This window comes from Brevibacillus borstelensis (assembly GCF_036700025.1).
GTDB lineage: Bacteria > Bacillota > Bacilli > Brevibacillales > Brevibacillaceae > Brevibacillus > Brevibacillus borstelensis.
In genome coordinates this window covers 934,753-955,545 of record NZ_CP144922.1, presented here as the reverse complement: position 1 = coordinate 955,545, position 20,793 = coordinate 934,753, and the positions used below count along the sequence as shown (strand labels likewise).

Genomic DNA, 20,793 nt, shown 5'->3' with positions numbered 1-20,793 from the left:
ACCCGGTTACACATGGACTGTGATCTACTGTTCGTCAGTAGATTGCAGTCCTTTTTTTGTTTAATTGCTCAATTGAGCGTGACAGTGAGCAGGGAAGGTGAAAGGCTTCCCAAATAGTGAGTAGGTGAATCAAAGATGATCAAGCAGTGTCGTTTTGAATAAAGGCTGGGTTGCAGTCTGTTGCTTGTCTTCGCTTATTGTTGTAAACAAATTCTTGCAAAATCGGAGGGAGTCTGTATGAAAGTTAAAATCTATGTTGCCAATCTGGCGAAGTACAACGAAGGGATATTGGTTGGCGAGTGGCTGACTCTGCCGATGAGGTAGTAAGTTTGTTGGAGAGCGGTGACTACAGTGTGTCTTTAGATGTGAACAGTTTATACGATGTCGCGGCGAATATGGTAGATGAATGTTACTTTGGCCCGATTCCCCCATCCCTAGCCAGCTACATCGATTATGAACAAATTGCGAGAGATTTGAAGATGGACGGATAGTATATGCACCATGAACTAAGGATTGCAATTCGTCCTCACTCATAATCTCCTGAAGAAGAAGCTTTTCTCTTCTCCAATTAAATCTGATATATCGTGCCTGCTTGCGTCAAAGCGGGTTATTTGTGTTGCCATTAAACCGCTAAAGGGCGTATGCCAGCAATGGAAGGAGGTGAAGTCACTTATGAGAGAGTTGCTAATAAATCTGGAATTGAAACTTGCCGATCTGCTCATTCAGGAGAAGATGCTACGCAACTGTGACACCAATCATCCAATCAATGCTCGTAATCTTGAGCAGATACGTAGTCGCATCAAGTCTTTGAAGATCCAGATTGATATGATTGACGTTTTGCGGTCGGTCGAACGCGAAGTTAGCAAGAAAGGAGTTGAGAGGCATGGAACAGAGCAAACAGAGCTTATCAGATGAGTTGGTGGTGCTTCTGAATCGTTTGGCCCTGAACGGTGACATTCACATTGCCGGGCACGTCCTGTACGCTTACGTCAGCCGCTTCTGGAGGCTTGAGAGGGATGTTGCCAAACAATACGTCATTCAGTATTTTCAGGAGAACCATCCCAAGCAGTTACAGTGGTATTTGAAAAACAGGAAGAAAATCAAATCATAGGCTCTTTTGCAGAACGATGCAGAAGGGCCATTTTTTATGCCCGAAAGGAGGTGAGGATGATGGAGAAGCATGTTGATTTGTGTGAGAAGAGAAAGTGGTTGCTGGCGGCGTTAAAGCATTTACGAGGTATCAAGCAGATGCGTCCCACTTGGGGGCGGCTTTATGCCAACACTCTCGTCAAGCTGGTGCTCGTTGAGATGAAGCTGGAGCAGTTAGAACAACAAAAAGGATGTGAACCAAGATAGGAATCACACCCAATTAACTTTGCTGATTGTATTGTACAGGATATCGCTTTACCAGCACAAGGAGGGTTTACCGCCCTCCTTATTTTCATTTCACGGAGGTAATGTATGACAGATAAATGCACCGCTCAAACAACTCTGGCGACCGTTCTGGCACATCTCATTGACGAGAAGCCGGAAGGAAGAGTCATCCATAACTTGCTTGCCTGCTTCCCTACCCTGCAAGAACTGCTGGACGCAACAGAAGAAGAACTGACAGCCATTTCGGGCATAGGGCCAGTCAAGGCCTACAAACTCATATCATCTCTGGATTTGGCACGTACCATATGCTCAATAACGTCGCGTCCATCTGTTGTCCGGTCTGCAAGAGATGTTTTTAATCATCTCAAGGTAGAGATGCAGTATTTACCCAAAGAGTATTTTGTCGTGATCGGCTTGGATAACAAGAGGCGCATTTTGTTTTCGGAAGTGGTCGCGATTGGATCACTGGATGCGGCCATCATCCATCCACGCGAGGCATTCCGCCCGGTATTGAAGAGAAATGCGGAAGCGGTGATCTTTGTCCATAATCATCCATCTGGCGATTCCTTTCCATCCCGAGAGGATATTGAAATAACCAAAAGACTGCAACAATCTGGAGAGATTCTAGGTATTCGGGTCGTCGACCACATAATTATAGGGTTCTGGAGATATTTCTCCTTGGCCGAACAAGGCTATCTATAACGCACAGGGGGTAGAAGTTATGAGAAAGCAACCTTTCGCGGGCAAGCCGCTCCATCATCACCTTTTAAAAGAGGCTCAGCTTATAGATACATTGGGCACTCTGATGACGACAGTTACGCATCCTCAACAACTTACTATGCTTGCCGACGAGGATATCAAACGTATCGCAGACGGTAACGCTACTGCTACGAAACAATTGCGGGCTACCTTGCAACTGGCTCATCTACTTGCTGTTCCACAAAAACGACAGCATTTTACTGTTCGCCTCCCCAGTGTATTTTGCAACTCAAAAATGCAGAGTTTGGCGGCCAATTTATGCAGAACACTGCCAACATCAATACAAAAGAATTTAGGAAGACTTCATGCTGGATAGAGCATGGCGCAGTCGGTAGCTTTCTCCGGTAAACGCCAGAATATGGGCGTGGTGGACGAGGCGATCCACAAGGGCTGCCGTCAATCGCGTATCTCCAAACACCGTATTCCACTGCCCAAACTCCAAATTCGACGTCACAATCACACTGTTTCTCTCATAGCAGGCCGAGATAACATGAAACAACAGCTCAGCCCCCGTTTGGTGAAAGGGAACAAACCCAACCTCGTCCAAAATCAACAACTCACAGTCTGCCAGTTCTTTTTGAAACCGCATCAGTGCCCCATTCGCGTGTTTTTCCTGCAAGAGCGCAACCAGATCGGGAACACGGAAGAATCGAACGGCATATCCCCTTCGGCACGCCTCTACGCCAAGCGCTGTTGCCAGATGGGTCTTCCCCGTGCCCACTTTTCCCAGCATCAGCACATTTTCCTTGCGCTCCAAAAAACGTAGGTCGATCAATCCCTCCTTTGTACATGTTTCCGGTAAGGTGACTGCCTCAAAAGCGTAATCTTCCAGTGTCTTCAGTTGGGGAAACGCGGCTTTCTTTATCAGTCGCTTCAGCTTTGTCTCCTCCCGCCGTTGAATCTCCATCCGCAAGACTCCCAGCAAGAAGCTCTCCCGATCTTCAAACGGCACCTGTTCATAGGTTTCCATCACATGCGCCAAATGCAAAGTTTTGCACACCTTTGCCAGCTCTTCTCTCATTCCACCCTCACCCCCAGGATCCGGTCGTACTCATCCAGTATGGGTATCTGCCCGTGAAGGGCAGGGGGTGTATGCGACTCTGAAAACGGTTCCGGGCGGAAAACAGGGTGTTTTATCGCGTAAAGGGCATGCTCCAAGGCAACAGCCAGATGCTCTTGCTGATGCGACAATTCTCCCAGTACTTGCCCGATTTCCTTCAACGTATAGGTGTCGAGCAATCGATGGAGCAGGCGAATTCGTGCTTTTCGTGCATTCATGTCTTCCACCGTCAAAAACGTTTGGAGCGCCTGAGGCATCATATTGGTAAAGGAAGAATACATCACCGCCCGCGGGCGTTTTTCATATCTCTTCAATACCGCCTTCCAATCTACTGGAATGACTTTCTCCGTATAGGGACGAGGCAATGTCACAATCGGGGTGTATGTCCCGTCTGCCGTTAACACCTCCAGCACATCCCACTTGACTTTCACCAAAACCGGCTGCATGGCCCGACACTGCGGCAACGGGAAGAGAGCCGCGTCAAACGACAGCTCAGCGTATTTGTTCAGGTGGCACGTCTCCAGCCGGAAAATCTCCAGCGGTGTCGTCGGCAGCGTCAGCAGCTTGCATTTTTCTTGCTTCCACAACTCGGCAATGGTTTGCTTTTTCACATAGTGAGGGCGCTGCATATCCGCACGGGCAGCTTCCGCCAAATACGTCTCCAGTTGTTCCGGCGTATCGATAACCGGTGGCGGAACACACCAGTTCCGGCGTCCATACCCCACTTTGTTTTCCACATGGCCTTTCTCATGGCCGCTGTATGGATTGCAAAACAGGGGCTCAAAGCGGTAATGGGCGCAGAAACGCCGAAACGCTTCCGTACACTCTCGTTTTCCGCCTTGCTGGATGGACACAACAGCAGCGGACAAGTTGTCAAACCAAATCTTGCGAGGAACCCCTCCCATTTGCTGAAATAGCCGCCCTAAGGCCTCCAGAAAGCATTCCGTGTTTTCTTTCGGAACCGGGAACACAAAGGCGGCATTGCTGTACGGAAACGACAGGGTCAATACTTTCCGCTCCACCAGTTCTCCCGACTTGACCACGTACACCGTCCCAAAGTCAGCCTGGGCTTCCCCGCCTGGATGCTCCAAACGCTCAAAATGTTCGGCTCGTTCGGCTGCCATGGCTTTCTTCCGTTTGGAGACATATTCGGATACCGTTCGCTGCCCGCCAGGGAAGCCGTACTCATCCCGTAACCGCTGAAACATGCGGACGGCTGTATGGCGTTGCTTGCGTGGAAGACGCTCATCATCCTCCAGCCATGTGTCAATAATCTCTAAGTACGGTCCCAACACCGGATGGCGGCCTTTTCGCTTGCATACCGGTTCATTCCAATCGTCGCGATCCGCATATTTCTTGGCGGTTCGCCAATTCACCTGGACACGTTCCGCAATTTCCTGAATCGAACACCCTTCGACTTCCCGCAAAAATCGGATATACTGTTGTTGTGGCACTTTCAACATTCCTCTCACTCCCTCAGATTCTAGCCAAATCCAAGGGTAGATTTTGTAGGGGGATGTTGGCAAGTGCCTTTTTCATGGCCTCAGAATTGCGGTGGAACTCTGCAGTTTTCCGCCGCAATTCTCTGCACTTTTATCCTGCCATAAACACCCCAGAGATGTTGTCCAGTATTGCCGGGACAGCATTAGGAGTTGTGGCGAGAGAAACACGTTCCTGATCGGGTTAAATACCAAGAACATGATCACGACAACAAAGTGTATTCCCGAAGAGACGATGCAGAGCCTTACCACCTATCAACGGGCCGTATTCCGTCATCTGATCATCCATAAGTGTGCATCGGGTATTTTGGTTCACAAACAAAGCGCCGGCAATGTCAATCCATCGCAGGAACAAATAAGATTATCCACGCAGATTACCGAAGCAGGGGGTCTGTCAAGATTTTTGTGTAAACTCAATCAACCAATATATGAAAAGGTTTCATCCCCCTAATTGGGCCATTTTTCGAAACCAATAGAGTCAAGGGCGAAAGGCGAAGCGAACCCTTGACGCGTTGGTGGAGAGAAAGATAATCCCTTCGGGGATGAAGCCTTTCATTTGCTAACGGATGTACGGCTGTACCCGATCTTCAAAGAAAACGGATAGCTGTAAGAGAATCTGGCCCCAGTTCTGAACTCGTCCCGTCCACTTTCGCAGAACATCCATGGTTACGAGATATAACATCTTCAAAAGGGCATCATCTGTGGGAAACATGGCTTTTCCTTTTGTCACCTTTCGAAGCTGTCGATGATAACTCTCGATCACGTTAGTTGTATAAATCAGCTTTCGAATCTCTGGAGGATATTTAAAGAAAGTGGCAATCTCGTCCCAGTTATTCCGCCAGGAACGAACCATCAAGGGATATTTACTGCCCCAGGTTTGTTCAAACTGCTCAAGCTCTTCCAACGCGGCTTGCTCCGTTGGAGCTTTATAGATGGGTTTTAGCTCGGACGTGATCTTTTTGAGATCCTTATAGGAAACATATTTGATGGAATTTCGGATTTGATGGATGACACACTTCTGAATCTCCGTTTTCGGATAACATGCAGAGATGGCTTCTGTAAAGCCACGAAGATTATCGACGCTTGTAATGAGAATATCCTGGACTCCACGATTTTTCAGTTCGTTGAGGACATGCAGCCAGAATTTTGCCGATTCATTCTCCCCAATCCAGATCCCAAGCACATCTTTATGACCGTCAAGGTCAATACCAATGACCATATAGGCGGCTTTATTGACGATAGCTCCGTCCTGTTTTACCTTAAAGTGAATGGCGTCAAGGAAAACACCAGCATAAACCGCTTGCAAGGGGCGATTTTGCCACTCTTTGATCATCGGTACAATCTTATTCGTTACATTTGATATGAGCGTTGGTGAGACTTCGATGCCATAGAGCTGCTGCAGATGGTCTTGGATATCGCGTGTGGATACGCCTTTGGCATAGAGAGCAAGAATTTGATCTTCGATCCCTGTAACATTGGATTGATGTTTCTTTACAATGTTTGGTTCAAAATCACCCTCTCGATCCCGAGGGACTTGGATGTCGACATCCCCGTACTCAGAACGGACGGTTTTCTTGCTATACCCATTGCGGCTGTTGGTTGTCCGCTTGTTTTTCATGTCATGCTTGGCGTATCCAAGAGAAGACTCGATTTCAGCTTCCAGCATTTCTTGGATTGTGTCTGCGAATAGATCCTTTAACGCTGACTGTACGTCGTCCACTGACTTCATGTTTTTCTCTTTGATCCACTGCTTGATCTGCTCTTTTGACATCATAAAAATCTCCCAACCTTTCTACTCCTAATTGTAGTTTAGAGGTTGAGAGTTTACACAAAATATTTTACAGACTCGAAGCAGGAAACATAGTTGGGATATCCATATTAGACGTAATCGAAGTGACCGAAATTAACATAGTCTTAGACAATTTTTTTCGTCATCTGGAGGCCCTATGAAATATACCAGAAAACTATCTAATCTGAATAAAACTATCGTACAGATGAACCTCACGCCAGGTAAGAACCACTTTGAGCTTTCAGCGCAAAACTTCTCTTTCCCGAGGAAAGTCATAAGCGATATTTACCCTGATTTCCCCGACCATCCCCAACTTGCGAACACTACATTCAAGGTCTATCTATACCTATGCATGTACTGCGATGGTCTTTCTGGAAAAGTATATTTTTCCAGCAAACAAAAGATCGCCGAGACATTAAAACTGCCTCCATACTCATCATATATCGAATGGTCTCTTGATTGGTTAGAAACTCATCACTTTATCCGAGACATTAGAGAAGATGATAAATTGCGTTTCCAAGCACATGTATTGTCTGCACCAGACTATCTGCCAGAGCTTGATACATTTTACAGTTGTAAAGAAATTAAACGAAATCCCTCTCCTTTGAAACAGCACAATTATGGCTATATCATGGTTCCTAAATTAGCTATCACAGAGAAGATGTTAGATCAATCTGTAACAAGAACAGGATGGGATGAGAGAAAACTTAAAATCTTCCTCCTAATGTATCAATATAACTGGCTTCGGTATTATGGCGGCATCGATCCAGACATTATGCATATCACACAGAACGGGGAGTTAGAGCTTGATACACGTTTCTGCTACGACGTAAAAAGCACACCCTACAATACATTCCAGACAATTCAATCGTTCATCAATGCTGACCTATTCAGACCTGTAAGATGTATCTTTCAACAAAAAGATGGAGAGAAAGTCTTTGTTAGAGACGCTAGAGTCGGGGTTTCACTACAGAAAAATGAGTATGAAATCATTGTCCTCCGCCCTCATGTTCTAATTAAGCGTCACGTTGATGAGCTTGTTAAATTACTCGGCAAAGGAAGCGTCATCTTATGAAAATGCATGGTAGTCTCTATACGGACAAAGCAAAAGTGGTTAACGCTTTTCGGAAAGATGAGAAGGTACTCTTGTCCTTTGATTCAAGTTCTTACTTTTGCGTCCATGAGGAGCCGAGAGAGCTATCTCATGACACATATTATGAGCTTAACGATGGCACTAAAATTGAACGACAACAAAGCGTTGTTATGATGGCCTTTCAGGAAAAAGTGTCGATGCTACTTAGAGCCAAGTCAAAATCAGTAGGAATCCCTCTTCCATTGCCCAAAGGAGAATACCGAGTAGACATCACCGTTACTACCCAACGGCAAGCAGATGATGTACCTCCCTTACTCGTAATGAAGTCGGTGCTGGACGGCATCAACAAGGAGATCGTTGAGAACGACCGACAAATCTATGAATGTAACATCAGATACCATTACAAGAAACGGTATGCAAACGCCTCCCAATACAGATCAAATGAATCGTTGAAGATTGCACTCTTTGACTTGGGATCATCCGGGGGGCCGATTATTGAAGTGAGCGGCGACATTTATATCGTTCCAAAGCAATCACCGATTCTGAGGGATGGCGGCGACAGGCTCTTAACCGATGATGCCGACCGCCATCGTTATCTCGCGCGGCCCCTCAAACGTAAGATGAAGATAGCACCATGTAAGAGCTACTCAATCGAGATGTGCTTTACAGGCGATACCGACGACAAGGATATCGACAACATGGCCCTTATCTACTACCCGATACTCGGACACCTTGGTATCAATGAAGCACAGGTTCATTATCTCCATCTTGAGAAACGCAAGAGCACAACTTCTCCGAGTATAGAGACACAGATAAAATGCAAGACTCCGTAATTGCGCAATACCTTGGCAAATCAATGTTTACACCGCTTATACGTGTTACAAGAAGCTAACATAATAGAGAGACCGTTCTATCAAGGGTTCATAGACTCTTAGTTTATCTTCGCTAATGCTAGAATCATCATCCACCGTACTGATATTCTTCGCAGTACGGTTATTTTTATTGAAAGGAGCATCCACAATGAATGTCGTCGCCTATCTGCGCGTATCATCCAAACAGCAAACCGAGCGTGAGCTATCCATCCCCGCTCAAAGAGAAGCCATCCAACGATACGCAGATCAGAAAGGATGGAGCATCGTTGTGAACGGCACTGTTAAAATCCTCAATAACGGCACTTGAAAATTCCCCACTTTCGGCAGAAAATCTCTCCCTGGAGGAGAGAAAATATGCTTAAGAATGGGGAGTTTTACTTGATCAAAGACATGAGACAAAGAGGAATGAATATCACACAAATTGCTGATTCATTAGGGAGGGATCGAAAAACAATTCGTAAGTGGCTGAAAAAGGATGAGCCTTCGAAATACCAACGATCTGTTAAAAAAACAAGCATTCTCGATCCATTTAAACCCTATATCAAAGCGAGAATGGAAGAAGGCTGCTTCAATGCTGTCGTTTTGTTTGATGAGATCAAAGCCCAAGGTTATCCAGGGCAAATTCGGCTCCTTCGCTCATTCATGGAACCATTGCGCCCGGTTGTTAAGACCAAGGCAACGCTCCGTTATGAAACGGCACCCGGAAAGCAAGCGCAAGTAGACTGGGGACATTTTAAGGTAGAGTGGAATGGTGGATATAAACGGCTGTACGCCTTTGTCATGGTTTTGGGATACTCGAGAATGTTGTATGTGGAATTTACAGAGAATGAACGGCTTGATACCCTCATCGGCTGCCACTTGCGTGCCATGCAATACTTTGGCGGCAGACCGGAAACATGCTTGTATGACAATATGAAAACCGTCATTGTCGGTTACGACGATCAAGGGCATGTATTGTGGAATGAACGATTTTCCCAGTTTGCAAGCCATCACGGTCTTACGCTGCGACGCTGCGCTCCCTACCGTGCACGAACAAAAGGGAAAGTGGAAAATGGAGTAGGATATGTTCGCAAGAACTTTTGGCCTCGGGTGCAGACGTTTACCAGCCTTCGTGACTTGAATCAGCAAGTACGTCATTGGTTGGATACGGTGGCTAATGTACGGGTACACGGCACCACGCATGAAAAACCAGTAGATCGATGGAAACACGAACAGTTGAAGCCACTTAACCCGATCCCATTCGAAGAGGTAGAACGCCATACTCGAAGAGTATCGAATGATTCACTCGTTTCTTACGGAGGAAGCCGGTATTCAGTCCCCTATGTTTATGTAGGTCATACGGTAGAAGTACAAGATCTCCAGAATGGCCATATCCGGATCTATCAGGGCAACATGATCATCGCTGAACATCCTAAAGCTACTCGTACCAAGCAAGTCATAACCAATAAAAAACACTTCGAGGGGATTCAAAACCAAATTGGCGCGAAGGCTCCCCAACCTATGCCGCGTTTGGTTCCCAATCCAAGCCCCGAAGTGGTGGAACGTGATTTGTCTGTCTATGAGCAGTTTGCTGACGAGGAGGTAATCGTACAATGATACTCCAGGCCCGTTTAGAAGAAGCCTTTGTACAGATGGGATGGGTACGAATCCCGGAAATTATTCACCACCACGCAGAAGAAGCTGCTGCTCAGAATATATCGTATTTGGAGTTCTTGGACAAGCTTTTGCAAGAAGAAATCATGGCCAAGAGGGATCGGTTTATCCGCATGAAAACGCGATTGGCTCATTTACCCTACCATAAAACGTTGGAGCAATTCGATTTCAGTTTCCAGCCCTCCATTGATGAAAGACGGATTCGTGATTTGGCAACCCTCCGGTTTGTACAACAACAAGAGAATCTCATTTTACTTGGTCCGCCAGGGGTCGGCAAGACTCACTTGTCTGTTGCTTTGGCTCTCGAAGCTATCAAACAAGGGTTGACGGTTTACTTTACAACTGCTCATGATTTGGTTCAGACGCTCCAGATTGCTCATCAAAACAATAGCATCAAACAAAAAATGCGAGCATTTATAAAACCGAATGTACTCATCATTGATGAAATTGGATATCGCAAAATGGATGAAACCGCAGCTCACTTTTTCTTTCAAATTGTATCAGAACGTTATGAATCCGGCTCAATTATCCTTACTTCGAACAAATCCTATGGTTCGTGGGGAGAGATATTTGGGGATACAGTACTTGCTACAGCCATCCTTGATCGATTATTGCATCACTCCCACACGATCAACATTAAAGGGGAAAGTTATCGCATAAAGGAGAAGAAAAAAGCAGGTTTCTTTCGACCCGAGTCAACCGAAGATAAAACAGAATAAACGGAATTTTGGTCGCCACCCGCCCCCCTCAGAGGGGGCATCATTCAGACAAACCTATTGCCTATAATGGGGAAAATTCGAGTGCAGATAATGGGGAATTTTCATTTGCAGTTGACATCGTCGAAGAGTTCGTCGATGAAAGCAAATCTGCAAAGACAGCAGATCGCCCCGCTTTCCAGCGTATGATCGCCAAAGCAAAGCAACCACAGAAGAACTTCCAAGCCATATTGGTTCATAAGTTCGACCGCTTTAGCCGCAGTCGTGAAGATCATATCATCTACAAAGCCCTGCTCAAAAAGCAGGGTATTTTTGTGTACTTAGTAACAGAACAAACAGAACCAGACACCCCGCACGGCGTTTTGCTGGAAGGGATGCTGGAGGTTATATCTGAATTTTACAACCTGAATCTGAGGAACGAGACATTGAAGGGAATGAAAGAAAACGCATCCCGGGGATTTCACTGCGGAGGACGCATTCCATACGGCTATCGCACCATCGTCGTCGATGGACATGTAACGCTAGTCCCCGGCGAACGACATGAAGTGGAAGCTGTGCAACTCATCTTCAAGTTAGCGGCGGAAGGAATGGGCGGCAAAAAGATCGCACGCATACTCAATGAATACAATCTGCAACATGCAATTGATCGTCGCTGGAGTCCATCGACCGTCCTCTCCATCCTCGACAATCAGGTGTATCTGGGGCATCGCATCTGGAACAAACGCACGAAAGGCATGACGCAGTTTAAGGATGCAGATGAATGGATCGTCGTACCCAACAGCCATCCTCCCATCGTCAGCCAACAACAATGGGACGCCGCGCATTCAGAATTGCAACAGCGCAAGAAAAATAAATAGACCATCATCAAATCGTTTTCAAGAGGCAGGTATCGCTCACATCGGGCGTACCTGCCTTTTTCATTTTCAAGTCATACACCATACCACAAAGGAGATGTATCCACATGAAAGTTGTCATCTACGCTCGCGTATCCTCCGATCATCAAGCGGAAAAAGAATTGTCCATCCCCGCTCAACTGAAGGCGATCCACAAGTTCTGCCAGGAGAAAGGATGGATGGTCGTCGGCGAATACCTCGAAAAAGGCAAATCAGCGAAGACAGATCAGCGCCCTGAGTTCCAGAAGATGATTGCGATGGCGAAACGTCCGAATCGTCATTTCGATGCCATCGTCGTCCATAAGTTTGATCGATTCTCGCGCAAACGCGAAGATCACATTATCTACAAAGCATTACTGCAAAAGCACGGCGTAAAGGTCATATCCTCGACGGAACAAACCGATCCAGAAACGCCACACGGCATGTTGCTTAAAGGGATGTTAGAAGTCATCTCAGAGTTTTACAATGTCAACCTCGCCGCTGAAGTGAAAAAAGGCATGTCTCAGAACGCCAAGCAAGGCTATAGCAATGGCGGCAATGCCCCCTATGGCTATCGTACAGAACATATTGCGCTCAGTGCTAACAAAACAAAAACAGTATGGGTACTCGGCCCACGTGAAGAAGTAGATACTATCAAATGGATTTTCAACCAGTACGCTCAGGATGGGCTGGGTTACAAAGCAATCGCCACCCTTCTCAATCAGAAAGGCGTACCTACGCTGAAAGGTGGCAAATGGTCTGCAAGTACGATCCGCGCAATCATCTTCAATGAATCCTACATCGGACGCAGAGTATGGAACAAGCAGGACTACCAGACAAAGGGCAAAAAGTGAAAAGATCGCTCCGAATGGATTATCACTGAGAATGCCCATCCGTCGATCATCACCAAAGAACTGTTCGACAGATGCCAAGAGTTAGCGAAGAAACGCCACAATGGCGGCGGGCAGGCACACAATCCATTCAAAATCCCCCCCCACTCCCCTTTCTGGTTGCGCGGCATCATGTACTGCGACAGATGCGGAAACAAGATGGTCGGCAATTCATCGTCAACGCACAAAAAGAATGGCGGCCAGAAATACTACATTTGCGGAGGTTACCAGCGGCATGGTAAGGACTTTTGCAGTTACGTCGGATGGAGAAAAGAACGTGTGGAAGAGATCGTATCTATGAAGCTCAGAAATGCTTTACTCCGCCTCTCACTGGATAATCACTTTGAAGAAGAGATCCATCGTTATCACGCAGAACAAAATAAGCATGTCTACATGCAGTTATCGGATTTAGAAACGGAAATAACGTTTCTGAAAAAGCGGATCGAAGTCATCGAGAAAGATATAGCATCAGGTAAAGCTAAGCCTTATTACCTCGACATGTTAAACGAAATGCGGCAGGAGCTTCTTGAAAAAGATACGGAGTACTCCACCCTCTCGGCTACCCTAAACTCGGTCACCATACCTGACTACTACATCGATTCTGTTAAATACGACATGAAGACTCTGATCAGCCTACTTGATAATGAAGATTCCAGTCCTCAGATGATTTACCAAGTGGCAAGCAAATATTTGTCGAGAGTGGTGATTCAGAGAGAGACGAAGGTCATGCATATGATCTTACAATTCAAGACAGGCGATATCACTTTGTACGAAAAGACATTGGTTGCAGATTTTACAGTCCAGAAATAACGACCACAAGTCATCTTTGCACAGGGTGTGTCTCGCTAAGAGCCCCCTGTGCAACCTCTATATTTTCGTCGTTCCTCTTCATTTGCTCAACTTAAAACTGCTAAAAATTCTCATTACGAAGCGCCTACCGACTCGAATAACATCAGATTTCTCCCGCTATACATTGAGTGATCACCTTAAAAGCTTGATATAACGGGCTTTTCTAACCGCAATAAATAGCGAACCTTCCCCATAAACGCAAAAAAGTCACCTCTACAGGTGACATCACTGATATGTATGGTGGAGGCGGGGGGATTCGAACCCCCGTCCGAAAACAGCGATACATAAGCATCTCCGAGCGCAGTCACTCATTTACATTTCGGCGACGGATTCGCGGAGTGACGCGCTGACCCAGCACCTAGCCTGATTGATCTTCTTCCTTTGGCCCCAGGCGGAGACCTCCGGCGTATCCCACTAGAGTTGAGCGCTAGTCATGCCACATGGGCGATGGAATGGTAGCGCCTCACTGGTTATTAAGCAGCGAGAGAAAGTTGTTTGTTGCCAGTTAATGGCGTTTGCGTTGATGACGAGGTCCGCAACCCCCCGGCTCGCTTCTTATGCTCTACCATCCCCGTCGAATCCAGAACGCCCCCAGGATGGAAAAGATCGCGCCGCCGATTAGGCAAGCGACGATGGTTGTCAAAAAGGCAATGAGAGCCTTCTGTTACGAATTACTTTACAGCTTGGAAACGATTCGTTTTACCGTCAGAAGCTCATTGTCTAACAGCAAGAGCCTCGCTTTGCCAAGCTTTGCCGAGATAAAAAAAGCCCAGGCGAAAACAGTAACGGTTCCACACCCAGACGTTTGATTTGGCATCACTCATTGCTCTCTTACTATAGCATATGATCGATACCGTTCTCAACGCCATATTGGTGGCAGCCTTGGCAGTGTGCGCCAGCTTGGCTGGCTTACATGAGACACAGCCAGTGTTGCATCGGCCTTTCAGGCAAGAGCCGCGTTCCTATGGCCCGACCCGCTGCAGTATAAACCCAGACGGTCCTCCCGCTGCCCCGCAATACTGCCTGCCTTACCAGCTTCCTACACCTTCTGCCGCTCCCGCAGCGCACGCTCCACTTCACGCGCAGCATCCTTCTTCTTCAAATCCTCGCGCTTGTCGTAGTTCTTCTTCCCTTTGACCAGCGCCAGCTCTACCTTGGCCCAGCCGCCCTTGAGGTAAATGCTGAGCGGGACGAGCGAATAGCCGCGTTCCCGGGTGAGGCTGTTCAGCTTGAGGATTTCCAGACGGTGCAGCAGCAGCTTGCGCGTCCGCTCCGGCTCGTGGTTGAAGCGGTTGCCCTGGTCGTACGGGCTGATGTGCACGTTGTACAACAGCAGCTCGCCATTTTGGATGCGGGCAAAGCTGTCCTTGAGCTGTATGCGTCCGGCCCTCACGGATTTGATCTCCGTCCCCGTCAGGGCGATGCCTGCTTCGTAGACTTCCTCGATATGGTAGTCGTGGCGCGCTTTGCGGTTTTGAGCCAGCGTTTTAACACCTGTTTTCGGTTTTGACATGGAGATCACCTCGCTTGGTACCGGATGAAAAAATATGGTATCTGTTAGTATAGCAAAAAACACTTAATACAGCAATACCCATTCCTTCTGACTGCTGCTTTGAGTGGCTTTAAGAGATTCGAGCGGTTTTGAGCGATTTTCAGCCATTGAGCAGTTTTGAGCCTTTGAGTGCTTTTAACTGCTTTTAACTGCTTTTAACGGTTTGACCTCTTTTAACTGCTTTTAATTGCTTTTAACTTCTTTAAACTGCTGCTAACTGCTTTCAAGTATTTCGAGTTACTTCTACAGCCCAGCAAACAAAGAAACAGCGGTGCTTTACCGCCGTTTCCTCTTCGCCTGGCCTGCTATATTTTTACGCTTCTTTTTCTTGGAACGGACAAAGTCCTCCCAGAATGCTTTTTCACGCGGAGCGCCTTGCTCTCCTTCGGCACCTCCCAGCGGGACAACCTCGCCAGCCCCTTCCAGGTCTGCCTGCGGATTTGCGTTTTGCCGATAGGTCTTTTGCCCCCGTTCCTTGAGCTTCTTGCGGAAAGCAGCCGGGTGCAGCTCTCGCTTCGTTTCCGTCTTTTGCTTTGCAGAGCGCTCCTGCTTTGATTTTCTGCCCGCACGCTGTCCGCCTCTGCCGTCGATGACCTTGGGTCCGCGCTCGCGGCCGCGGAAGCCGCCCGACTTTTTCATCCCGACGATTTCAAAGTCGATGGCGCGCTCGTCGACGTTGACGTTGGAGACCCGTACCTGCACCACGTCGCCGATGCGGAACTGCTTGCCTGTCCGCTCACCGATGAGCGCGTACGCTTTTTCGTGGTAATGGTAGTAGTCGTCGGTCAAAAAGCTGACGTGGACCAAGCCCTCGATGGTATTGGGCAGCTCGACGAATATCCCGAACGAAGTGACGCCCGAAATGACGCCCTCGAACTCCTCGCCGACACGTTCCAGCATGTATTCCGCCTTTTTCAGGTCGTCCGTCTCGCGCTCGGCATCCACAGCCAGACGCTCGCGCTGCGACGAATGCTCGGCGATGAGCGGCATTTGCTCCTGCCAATGCGCCAGCCGCTTCTCGGACAGATCTCCTTCCAGCGACTCGCGGATTCTGCGGTGGACGATGAGGTCCGGATAGCGGCGGATCGGGGACGTGAAGTGCGTGTAAAAGTCCGTCGCAAGGCCGTAGTGGCCCAAGCTTTCCGCGTCGTAGCGCGCTTGCTTCATCGAGCGCAGCATAACCGTACTGATGATGACCTCTTCCGGCGTCCCTTTCACTTCCTCCAAAAGCTGCTGCAGCGCACGCGGATGGACCGTATTGCCCTTTCCGCGAACGGAGTAGCCAAAGTTGGTGATGAACTCCATAAAGGCCTGCAGCTTCTCTTCTTTCGGATCTTCGTGAACCCGGTAAATAAACGGCTGCTTCAGCCAGTGAAAATGCTCGGCTACCGTTTCGTTGGCTGCCAGCATGAATTCCTCGATGATGCTCTCCGCGATGGAGCGCACCCGGAACCCGATGTCTGTCGGGGTGCCCTCTTCGTTGACGTAAATTTTGGCCTCGCGGAAATCGAAGTCGATCGCGCCACGCGCCATTCGCTTCGCCCGGAGCTTGCGGGCGAGCTCTTCCATCTTGCGGAACATCGGGACGAGCTCCTCGTATTTGGCGATGAGCTCCTCATCATTGTCCTCGAGAATTTTGCGGATATCCGAGTAGGTCATCCGTTCGTTGGTGCGGATCACGCTCAGGAAAATGTCGTATTTGACGACGTTGGCCCCGGCGTCCATCTCCATGTCGCAGCTGATCGTCAAGCGGTCGACCTTTGGATTCAGGCTGCAAATGCCGTTGGACAAGCGATGCGGCAGCATGGGAATGACCCGGTCTACGAGGTAGACGCTGGTGCCGCGGCGATACGCTTCCTGATCGAGCGCCGAATTTTCCCGGACGTAGTAGCTGACGTCGGCGATATGGACGCCGAGCCGGTAGTTGCCATTGGGCAAAACCTCTACGGAAACAGCGTCGTCCAGGTCCTTGGCATCCGCTCCGTCGATGGTGACCATCATGCGGTCGCGCAGATCGCGTCTTCCCTTGATCTCCTCTTCGGAAATTTGGTCCGGAGCCGCTTCCGCTTCGGCGATGACATCCGCCGGGAAAGCCTCTGGCAGTCCAAACTTGCGAATGATGGACAGAATGTCTACGCCCGGATCGTTTTTATGGCCCAGAATCTCGACTACTTCACCCTCGGGATTGACGCGCCCCTCCGGGTAACGGACGATTTTCACCACAACCTTGTGGCCGTCCACTGCTCCGTTGTACGCCTCTTTCGGAATAAAAATATCCTTCCCGATCCGCTTTTCGTCCGGGATGACAAAGGCGTAATGGTTCTCATCCTGAAACGTCCCCACTACTTCGGTGATGCCCCGCTCCACCACGCGGATAATCCTGCCCTCCGCGCGGTTGCCCCCGCTTATTTTTTCCATTCGCACCAGGACGGTGTCCCCGTGCAGGGCGCCATTCATGTCGTTGGCGTGGACATAAATATCGTCCTGATCTGGCGTTTCGGTTATGACAAACCCAAAACCTTTGGGATGATTTTGCAGTTTCCCCCGGATCAGATTCATTTTTTCAGGCACGCCGTAACGATTGGTCCTCGTCCGGATGATCTCCCCGCTATCCTCCAACTGGTTCAGTGTTTTGACCAGTTCTTTGAAGTCGTCGGAATCCGTGATCCCGAAAGCGGCCTCCAGCTCTGCCACCGTCATCGGGTGGTACGCCTGCTCCCTCATGAACGCGAGTATATCTTGTTCTTTCATATTTACCCTCCTCTGCCGCGAATACGTGTCTCGCCAGCTCTCTTACTATGTAGTATTCGCCGCTCGCGCTCACGGCAAACCAAATAGAGAAAAAGACAGCAAGGTAGCCTTGCTGTCTTCGACAAATCGTACTTTATGCTCCGCTTTTCAAGAAGTACCCGAGCAGGATGGCAAACACCATGAATGCCACTGCAAAGATAACAGTCAGCTTTCCGAGCAATGCGTCAATCCCGCGGGCTTTTTGTTTGCCCATCAGTTGTTCCGCGCCGCCGCCAATCGCGCCAGAAAGGCCGGCACTTTTGCCAGATTGAAGCAGGACGACAATAATCAAGCCGATACTTGCGATTATAAGCAAAATTTTTGCTGCCAATGCCATGTTTATTCACCTCAAGACATATTTCCAAGGCGTAAGAATTGCAATAGATGAACATTCTATAGGAGAATGTTGCTAAGCCTTTTGGGTAAGCGTGTCCGGTTTTTCTCATTTATATGCCGCAGCAGCGACAACTAAATAAAGACCAGCATCACTACTTTATCACAAACAGGGATGATCATCAACATGCTTTCCTGATTTGATTGTTTCTATTAATAATTGTGTACTTTCTTTGTCTGTTTTCTCGTTTCCTTGCATGTGTCACGATTTTGCCGTAAAATTGCATGTGTACTGCTATACTCGCCTTAGGAGGTCTTTGTCAGATGGCTGGTTCGAACAAAAAAGACATGAATCAAAACGACGTAATTGATTCCGCGAAGGCCTTTTTTGCTTCGTTTGGCATCTTGTTTCTTGTATTCCTCATCGCACTTGTAGGTTCTGCTATTTTCCCACCACAACACGGAGAACAGGCAAATGGTGGAGAGGCACCGACTGCTACCATCGACGCGCCAACCGTGTTCAAACAAAACTGCTCCTCCTGTCACGGCCAAAACCTTGAAGGTATCGCAGCACCGGCTCTGACACAGGTTGGCAGCAAGTACAGTGCCGACGAAATCGCAAAGATCATTAAAGAAGGTAAAGGCGGCATGCCTCCTGGCCTTCTGAAGAAACAACCGGAGATTCAAGCGGTTGCACAGTGGCTGTCCGAACATAAATAGTACATAAGTCATCCTGCCACCTGACAAAACACCGAAGCAAGCATGTCTTCGGTGTTTTTCTCGTTTTTGCCGACTATTCATTGGAAGACCTCTTTGAGGAGGAATCATCATGGCCAGCGTTCTGAGCCTGGAACATCTGGGCAAACAACTCCCGACACAGCAGCATACTTGGCTGTTTTCCGATATCACTGTCGACATTGCTTCGCCTGAGATTACGCTGATCATGGGGAAATCGGGGCAAGGCAAAAGCACACTTCTCCGCCTGCTCGGACTTTTGGACACGGCAGATGACGGGACGATTCGGCATTTGGGCAAAACCCCAACGGAGTGGGGCCCGGAAAAATGGAGAATGTCCGTAAGCTACGTCGCTCAGCAGCCGGTCATGCTGCCTGGCAGCGTCGAAGACAATCTGAGAGCGGTCAGCCGTTTGCACAAGCGGCCTTTCGAGACTGAGCTGGCCCGGACCTGGATGGAAGCCGTAGGTCTCGGCGAGATGGACTGGAGCAAGCAGGCGGCGCAGCTCTCCGGAGGCGAACGGCAGCGTGTCGCACTGGTCCGTTCTCTTCTCCTGCATCCAACGGTACTCTTGCTGGACGAGGTGACAGCTTCTCTGGACACCATCAGCAAGCGGGCTACAGAAGAACTTCTCGTAGACCTGCATCGCCGCGAAGGCACTACCCTGCTGTGGATCACGCACGACTGGGAGCAAGCGCGAGCGGTCGGCCAGCGGATCTGGTTTTTGGCGGGTGGCCGTCTGCTCGAAGACTCCCCGGCCGATCGCTTCTTTGAAGGACCGCAGACACAGGAGGCTCAAGAATTTTTATCCGCCCATCTTGTTCAAAAGGAGGATGCCCCATGTCTTCCATGAGTCTGTGGTTTTCCTTTACCTTTGTCGTCATCGCCCTGCTCCTCTCCATGTGGCAAAAGCTCGGTCTGGAAAAGGAAATTGCCATCGGGACGGTACGCTGTGCCGTACAGCTGCTGGCGATCGGCTACGTTTTGCAATTCGTCTTTCACACCGACCATCCAATCTACCAGGCGCTGGTAATCGCCATGATGATTGGCGTAGCCTCCTGGAACGCATCCCGGCGCGGCGATGGCCTTCCGGGAATTTTGTGGCGGGTCGCCGCTTCCTTGACCGTGACCGCAACGCTGACGATGAGTCTGCTGCTTGTGCTCGGTCTGATCAAACCGACGCCCCAGTATTTGATCCCGATCACAGGCATGATTATCGGAAATTCGATGATCGTCGCCGGCCTGTTCCTCAGCCACATGAAGCGCGAGACGGAGACTGCCCGCGGGGAAATCGAAGCCCTGCTCTGCCTGGGTGCAAACAAAAAGCAGGCCATTCACGGCGTGTTGAAACGAGCGGTAAAAGCAAGCATGATCCCCACCTTTGACACAATGAAAACCATCGGCCTGGTCCAACTGCCCGGTACGATGACCGGGATGATCATCGCCGGAGCCAACCCATTGGAAGCCGTTCGCTACCAAATCCTGATCATGTTCGCCTTTTCCTCGTCCGCGGCCATCTCTGCCGCCCTGATCAGCGCACTCGCCTATTCCTCGTGGTTTACACGTGAGTCTATGCTGAGGCCGTGAGGGTGTGACTCCTCCCACTAAAAATCGATGCCTCTTGTTTACTACCACTTCTTTTCTAAGCAAAGGCTGCCGCCACGTGCAGCCTTTTTCCTTTATGAAAAATGTAATTCGAGCACCGAGAGATCAATTCCGGTATCCTGTGCAATCATTCGAACCGCTTGTGCCTCATACTCATCTAACTGTTTAAGAATCTCAACATTCATTTCTCGTTTCTTTTCAACCATTTGCCCATCCATTGGACCCCACAAATCACTCAAAAGAAAGTCGCTTGATACATTCCCAAATAATCACCAATCCTAAGAAAGCAAGATTTAAATATTCCGTCCCCTTCTCCCCAGCCCTCTTTTCTTTGCTTTGCCGACTTACGGAA

General features: G+C 48.7%; 25 protein-coding genes, 1 other RNA gene and 1 pseudogene. 20 read left to right on the top strand and 7 right to left on the bottom strand.

The features are described 5' to 3' along the window. Positions 1-237: 237 nt before the first annotated feature. From V5G20_RS27085 to V5G20_RS04455, 7 genes are all read left to right on the top strand, one after another. A complete protein-coding gene (locus tag V5G20_RS27085) occupies positions 238-324 on the top strand; it encodes an antirestriction protein ArdA (RefSeq protein ID WP_081494681.1) in 87 nt (28 codons plus the stop codon). Then, complete coding sequence (locus V5G20_RS04480; RefSeq protein ID WP_307723576.1) at positions 300-491, top strand: antirestriction protein ArdA; 192 nt, start codon at positions 300-302, stop codon at positions 489-491. Before V5G20_RS27085 ends, V5G20_RS04480 begins: the two co-directional genes overlap by 25 nt. A 181-nt stretch (positions 492-672) precedes the next feature. Further along, the gene (locus V5G20_RS04475; protein ID WP_007779040.1) at positions 673-915 is read left to right on the top strand and encodes a hypothetical protein; all 243 of its coding nucleotides are present in this window, start codon (positions 673-675) and stop codon (positions 913-915) included. Then, positions 884-1,111: a hypothetical protein gene (locus V5G20_RS04470; protein WP_007779038.1), complete on the top strand. Its 228-nt coding sequence runs from the start codon at positions 884-886 to the stop codon at positions 1,109-1,111. Before V5G20_RS04475 ends, V5G20_RS04470 begins: the two co-directional genes overlap by 32 nt. Before the next feature lie 56 nt (positions 1,112-1,167). Further along, positions 1,168-1,356 carry a hypothetical protein gene (locus tag V5G20_RS04465; RefSeq protein WP_007779035.1) on the top strand — a complete coding sequence of 63 codons (189 nt, stop codon included), beginning with the start codon at positions 1,168-1,170 and terminating at the stop codon, positions 1,354-1,356. A 105-nt stretch (positions 1,357-1,461) separates the two neighbouring features. After that, entirely contained in the window at positions 1,462-2,076 is a 615-nt protein-coding gene (radC, locus tag V5G20_RS04460; RefSeq protein ID WP_122958529.1) for a RadC family protein, read from the top strand. 19 nt (positions 2,077-2,095) lie between these two features. After that, positions 2,096-2,449, top strand: coding sequence for a hypothetical protein (locus tag V5G20_RS04455; protein ID WP_338463182.1), 354 nt, complete (start codon positions 2,096-2,098; stop codon positions 2,447-2,449). Here the strand turns inward: V5G20_RS04455 and istB (V5G20_RS04450) are convergent. Together istB (V5G20_RS04450) and istA (V5G20_RS04445) are read right to left on the bottom strand one after the other, a co-directional pair. Beyond that, positions 2,426-3,154 (bottom strand): IS21-like element helper ATPase IstB, encoded by a 729-nt coding sequence (gene istB / locus V5G20_RS04450; RefSeq protein WP_023555238.1) that lies wholly within the window; start codon positions 3,152-3,154, stop codon positions 2,426-2,428. The two genes, V5G20_RS04455 and istB (V5G20_RS04450), sit on opposite strands and share 24 nt — an antisense overlap. After that, the gene (istA, locus tag V5G20_RS04445) at positions 3,151-4,656 is read right to left on the bottom strand and encodes an IS21 family transposase (RefSeq protein ID WP_023555239.1); all 1,506 of its coding nucleotides are present in this window, start codon (positions 4,654-4,656) and stop codon (positions 3,151-3,153) included. The genes istB (V5G20_RS04450) and istA (V5G20_RS04445) overlap by 4 nt, the downstream gene beginning before the upstream one ends. Positions 4,657-4,747: 91 nt before the next feature. Between istA (V5G20_RS04445) and V5G20_RS04440 the strand changes: the two genes are divergently transcribed. Beyond that, on the top strand, positions 4,748-5,143 hold the full coding sequence (locus V5G20_RS04440; RefSeq protein ID WP_338463181.1) for a JAB domain-containing protein: 396 nt from the start codon (positions 4,748-4,750) through the stop codon (positions 5,141-5,143). Positions 5,144-5,251: 108 nt separating this feature from the next. On the opposite strand, the gene V5G20_RS04435 is transcribed toward V5G20_RS04440, so the two are convergent. Continuing rightward, a complete protein-coding gene (locus V5G20_RS04435; RefSeq protein WP_338463180.1) occupies positions 5,252-6,466 on the bottom strand; it encodes an IS256 family transposase in 1,215 nt (404 codons plus the stop codon). Positions 6,467-6,638: 172 nt separating this feature from the next. Here V5G20_RS04435 and V5G20_RS04430 point away from each other — a divergent pair, with 172 nt between their 5' ends. From V5G20_RS04430 to V5G20_RS04395, 8 genes and pseudogenes are all read left to right on the top strand, one after another. Further along, on the top strand, positions 6,639-7,556 hold the full coding sequence (locus V5G20_RS04430; protein WP_122958735.1) for a hypothetical protein: 918 nt from the start codon (positions 6,639-6,641) through the stop codon (positions 7,554-7,556). Continuing rightward, positions 7,553-8,407: a hypothetical protein gene (locus tag V5G20_RS04425; protein ID WP_122958734.1), complete on the top strand. Its 855-nt coding sequence runs from the start codon at positions 7,553-7,555 to the stop codon at positions 8,405-8,407. The genes V5G20_RS04430 and V5G20_RS04425 overlap by 4 nt, the downstream gene beginning before the upstream one ends. 187 nt (positions 8,408-8,594) lie before the next feature. Beyond that, on the top strand, positions 8,595-8,753 hold the full coding sequence (locus V5G20_RS04420) for a recombinase family protein (RefSeq protein ID WP_338463179.1): 159 nt from the start codon (positions 8,595-8,597) through the stop codon (positions 8,751-8,753). 47 nt (positions 8,754-8,800) lie between these two features. Continuing rightward, positions 8,801-10,042 carry an IS21 family transposase gene (istA, locus tag V5G20_RS04415; protein WP_024985200.1) on the top strand — a complete coding sequence of 414 codons (1,242 nt, stop codon included), beginning with the start codon at positions 8,801-8,803 and terminating at the stop codon, positions 10,040-10,042. Beyond that, positions 10,039-10,818 (top strand): IS21-like element helper ATPase IstB, encoded by a 780-nt coding sequence (gene istB, locus V5G20_RS04410; RefSeq protein ID WP_024985201.1) that lies wholly within the window; start codon positions 10,039-10,041, stop codon positions 10,816-10,818. The genes istA (V5G20_RS04415) and istB (V5G20_RS04410) overlap by 4 nt, the downstream gene beginning before the upstream one ends. Positions 10,819-10,826: 8 nt before the next feature. After that, a complete protein-coding gene (locus V5G20_RS04405) occupies positions 10,827-11,672 on the top strand; it encodes a recombinase family protein (protein WP_338463178.1) in 846 nt (281 codons plus the stop codon). Between the two features lie 104 nt (positions 11,673-11,776). Further along, a pseudogene (locus V5G20_RS04400) lies at positions 11,777-12,823 on the top strand (recombinase family protein); the annotation flags it as partial. A 33-nt stretch (positions 12,824-12,856) separates the two neighbouring features. Next, positions 12,857-13,387, top strand: a complete 531-nt coding sequence (locus tag V5G20_RS04395) for a hypothetical protein (protein WP_231504340.1) — start codon at positions 12,857-12,859, stop codon at positions 13,385-13,387. A gap of 277 nt (positions 13,388-13,664) precedes the next feature. Here V5G20_RS04395 and ssrA read toward each other — a convergent pair. Beyond that, positions 13,665-14,019: a transfer-messenger RNA gene (ssrA, locus tag V5G20_RS04390) on the bottom strand. A 3-nt stretch (positions 14,020-14,022) separates the two neighbouring features. Between ssrA and V5G20_RS04385 the strand changes: the two genes are divergently transcribed. Then, complete coding sequence (locus tag V5G20_RS04385) at positions 14,023-14,235, top strand: hypothetical protein (protein ID WP_081787845.1); 213 nt, start codon at positions 14,023-14,025, stop codon at positions 14,233-14,235. Positions 14,236-14,465: 230 nt separating this feature from the next. On the opposite strand, the gene smpB is transcribed toward V5G20_RS04385, so the two are convergent. The 3 genes from smpB to secG form a co-directional block, all read right to left on the bottom strand. Further along, positions 14,466-14,939 (bottom strand): SsrA-binding protein SmpB, encoded by a 474-nt coding sequence (smpB, locus tag V5G20_RS04380; RefSeq protein ID WP_003392607.1) that lies wholly within the window; start codon positions 14,937-14,939, stop codon positions 14,466-14,468. A 315-nt stretch (positions 14,940-15,254) separates the two neighbouring features. Then, positions 15,255-17,729: a ribonuclease R gene (rnr, locus tag V5G20_RS04375; protein ID WP_024984600.1), complete on the bottom strand. Its 2,475-nt coding sequence runs from the start codon at positions 17,727-17,729 to the stop codon at positions 15,255-15,257. A 133-nt stretch (positions 17,730-17,862) separates the two neighbouring features. Then, entirely contained in the window at positions 17,863-18,105 is a 243-nt protein-coding gene (secG, locus tag V5G20_RS04370; RefSeq protein ID WP_003392604.1) for a preprotein translocase subunit SecG, read from the bottom strand. A gap of 320 nt (positions 18,106-18,425) precedes the next feature. On the opposite strand from secG, the gene V5G20_RS04365 reads away from it, so the two are divergent. The 3 genes from V5G20_RS04365 (at position 18,426) to V5G20_RS04355 (ending at position 20,423) form a co-directional block, all read left to right on the top strand. Beyond that, positions 18,426-18,821, top strand: coding sequence for a YqzM family protein (locus tag V5G20_RS04365; protein ID WP_003392602.1), 396 nt, complete (start codon positions 18,426-18,428; stop codon positions 18,819-18,821). A 109-nt stretch (positions 18,822-18,930) separates the two neighbouring features. Further along, positions 18,931-19,689 carry an ABC transporter ATP-binding protein gene (locus tag V5G20_RS04360; RefSeq protein ID WP_003392600.1) on the top strand — a complete coding sequence of 253 codons (759 nt, stop codon included), beginning with the start codon at positions 18,931-18,933 and terminating at the stop codon, positions 19,687-19,689. Continuing rightward, positions 19,677-20,423, top strand: coding sequence for an ABC transporter permease (locus V5G20_RS04355; RefSeq protein ID WP_171506761.1), 747 nt, complete (start codon positions 19,677-19,679; stop codon positions 20,421-20,423). Before V5G20_RS04360 ends, V5G20_RS04355 begins: the two co-directional genes overlap by 13 nt. The last annotated feature ends 370 nt before the right edge of the window (positions 20,424-20,793 follow it).